Annotated in this window: 3 protein-coding genes; 2 read left to right on the top strand and 1 reads right to left on the bottom strand. The window is 46.3% G+C overall.

Annotated features, from left to right (window positions below; genetic code table 11):
* Positions 1-189 (top strand): hypothetical protein (locus QTO00_RS17765; RefSeq protein WP_331425962.1); only part of this gene is annotated, 189 nt, incomplete at its 5' end.
* Between the two features lie 8 nt (positions 190-197).
* On the opposite strand, the gene QTO00_RS17770 is transcribed toward QTO00_RS17765, so the two are convergent.
* Positions 198-794 (bottom strand): VOC family protein, encoded by a 597-nt coding sequence (locus QTO00_RS17770; RefSeq protein ID WP_331425963.1) that lies wholly within the window; start codon positions 792-794, stop codon positions 198-200.
* A gap of 247 nt (positions 795-1,041) precedes the next feature.
* Here QTO00_RS17770 and argS point away from each other — a divergent pair, with 247 nt between their 5' ends.
* Positions 1,042-2,775 carry an arginine--tRNA ligase gene (gene argS, locus QTO00_RS17775; protein WP_331425964.1) on the top strand — a complete coding sequence of 578 codons (1,734 nt, stop codon included), beginning with the start codon at positions 1,042-1,044 and terminating at the stop codon, positions 2,773-2,775.
* The last annotated feature ends 1 nt before the right edge of the window (position 2,776 follow it).

Consider the following 2,776-nt stretch of genomic DNA (forward strand, 5'->3'; position numbering starts at 1 on the left):
CTTAAAGCATTAACCCGTACTGACATGATCCGCTTCGTCGTCAATGAGTTAAAACCTCGCACGGCGAATCGCCTGATCATGCACACTCAGGGCAATGCTCACCATGAAGCAGAAAAGCTCAACTTAGGATTGGAAATCGGTTCGATTGAAGAATTTCAATTAAGGCCTAAAGACGTAGAGTTGGGCTAGTAGCCCAACTACGCTTGTTCAGATTCGACGATGTGCTTGAGTGAGTGTGGATGGAGCTTAATACACACGCCATTCCACTTAAACGCGACCGTTGGATTGTTTAATCGCTCCCCTTCACCCTTGGGGCTCGACAGCTTGGTTTTGATGCCTAGTTGCTCAAGCTTGTCCCAATTATCAGCCATTTCAGGAAACTGCTGCTTAAGATCACTTAGATACTCATCTGCGGTTTGCGCCTGTGACGGCACCACAAACTCGACGTGCTCCCAACTCTGCTGAGGATAGATTTTTCCAGGTGCCGGGTACGGAAGCTCTAGGCACTCAATTTCCCAACTCATACATTCCAGAGGCAGGTTAAACAGCAACACGATAATCGGTCGGCCGTTAATCTCTGCTTGGGAAATGACTTGCGCCTCTTTTTGCCACTCATAGTGCGCTTGTTTAGCCAGTTCTGACTCATTGATGCGCAAAGCGATGTGGTCGGCTTGAAATCGCGACAAATTAATATGCAAAAGTTCGCTTAAACTTTGAATTTTATGCATAAAATCATCAAGTTTACTTTTCATTTGAACTGGCATTAATCCAGCATTCGTTAGCTCTTTTGACATAATTTACGACTCAAAACGTTATTTTTTTCCTAATACTAACAAGATCATCGGGAAAAGTAGAAAATTTCCCAGTTCACTCCCTATATGCGGAGCAATAAAGTTGCTATTATGTGCGCCAAATTTATGAACTAGATCGAGATATGCATTCAATCCACTCGGTGGATATTATTCATGGTGACTCCCAATGAACCCACCGAATAGTAAAGATGCATAGCTAACCAATTCCCAAGAATTGAAGGAAGCGCGTGTGAATATCCAAGCACTTATTAATGACAAAGTTTCTCAGGCTCTTGAAGCCGCTGGCGCACCTGCAGGTAGTCCTGCTGCTGTTCGCCAATCTGCAAAACCTCAGTTTGGTGACTACCAAGCCAACGGCGTTATGGGCGTTGCAAAAAAACTAGGCACTAACCCGCGCGAATTTGCCCAGAAAGTATTGGATGTTCTAGACCTAGACGGTATCGCAAGCAAAACTGAAATCGCAGGCCCAGGCTTTATCAACATCTTCCTAAGTGAAGAGTTCCTCGCTAAGCAAGCTGATGCTGCTCTAGCAGATGCCCGCCTAGGTGTTGCCGCTGAAGCACAGAAAACCATCGTCGCTGACTATTCGGCGCCAAACGTAGCAAAAGAGATGCACGTTGGTCACCTACGCTCAACCATCATCGGTGATGCAGTTGTTCGTACACTTGAGTTCCTAGGCCACAAAGTTATCCGTGCTAACCACATCGGTGACTGGGGTACGCAGTTTGGTATGCTTATCGCAAACCTTGAACGCGTGCAGCAAGAGTCTGGCGAAGTTTCAATGGAGCTTTCAGACCTAGAAGCATTCTACCGTGAATCTAAAAAGCTTTACGACGAAGACGAAGAGTTTGCAGCTAAAGCACGTAACTACGTGGTAAAACTGCAAGGTGGTGACGAGTACTGCGCTGAAATGTGGAAGAAACTGGTTGATGTAACCATGATTCAAAACCAGCGTAACTACGACCGCTTGAACGTTTCACTAACTCGTGACGACGTAATGGGCGAAAGCATGTACAACGACATGCTACCGGGCATCGTTGCTGACCTTAAAGAGAAAGGTATCGCGCAAGAAGATGACGGCGCTCAGGTTGTATTCCTAGAAGAGTACAAGAACAAAGACGGCGAAGCAATGGGTGTTATCATCCAAAAACGCGATGGCGGTTTCCTATACACGACAACCGACATTGCATGTGCTAAGTACCGTTTCGAAACACTAGGCGCAGATCGCGTTCTATACTTTATCGACTCTCGTCAGCACCAGCACCTAATGCAAGCATGGTCTATCGTTCGCAAAGCAGGTTACGTTCCTGAAGAAGTAACTCTTGAGCACCACGCGTTCGGTATGATGCTAGGCAAAGATGGTCGCCCATTCAAGACTCGTGCAGGCGGTACCGTTCGTCTAGCCGATCTACTGGATGAAGCGGAAGAGCGCGCAATCAAGTTGATCGAATCTAAGAACCCAACACTTGAAGAAGCAGAGAAGCAAAACATTGCTAACACTGTTGCGATGGCGGCGGTTAAGTACGCAGACCTTTCTAAACATCGTACGACTGACTACGTGTTCGATTGGGACAACATGCTTGCATTCGAAGGTAACACTGCGCCTTACATGCAATATGCTTACACTCGTGTCGCGTCTATCTTCGCTAAAGCTGGAATCTCAATGGATGACCTGTCTGGAGAGATAAAGGTAACGGAAGACAAAGAGAAAGCACTGATCGCTAAGCTACTTCAATTCGAAGAAGCGGTACTATCTGTCGCTCGTGAAGGTCAGCCTCATATCATGTGTAGCTACCTATTCGAACTTGCGGGTCAGTTCTCTAGCTTCTACGAAGCGTGCCCAATTCTTAATACTGAAGACGAGTCTATTAAACAGAGCCGTCTAAAACTAGCAGCGCTAACAGCGAAGACAATTAAACAAGGTCTATCACTGCTAGGTATCGATACGCTAGAACGTATGTAAC

This window comes from Vibrio sp. M260118 (assembly GCF_036533755.1).
Taxonomy (GTDB): domain Bacteria; phylum Pseudomonadota; class Gammaproteobacteria; order Enterobacterales; family Vibrionaceae; genus Vibrio.

Coding starts and splice junctions, on each gene's coding strand:
- QTO00_RS17770 (WP_331425963.1), bottom strand. CDS start 794: ATGTCAAAAGAGCTAACGAATGCTGGATTAATGCCAGTTCAAATGAAA.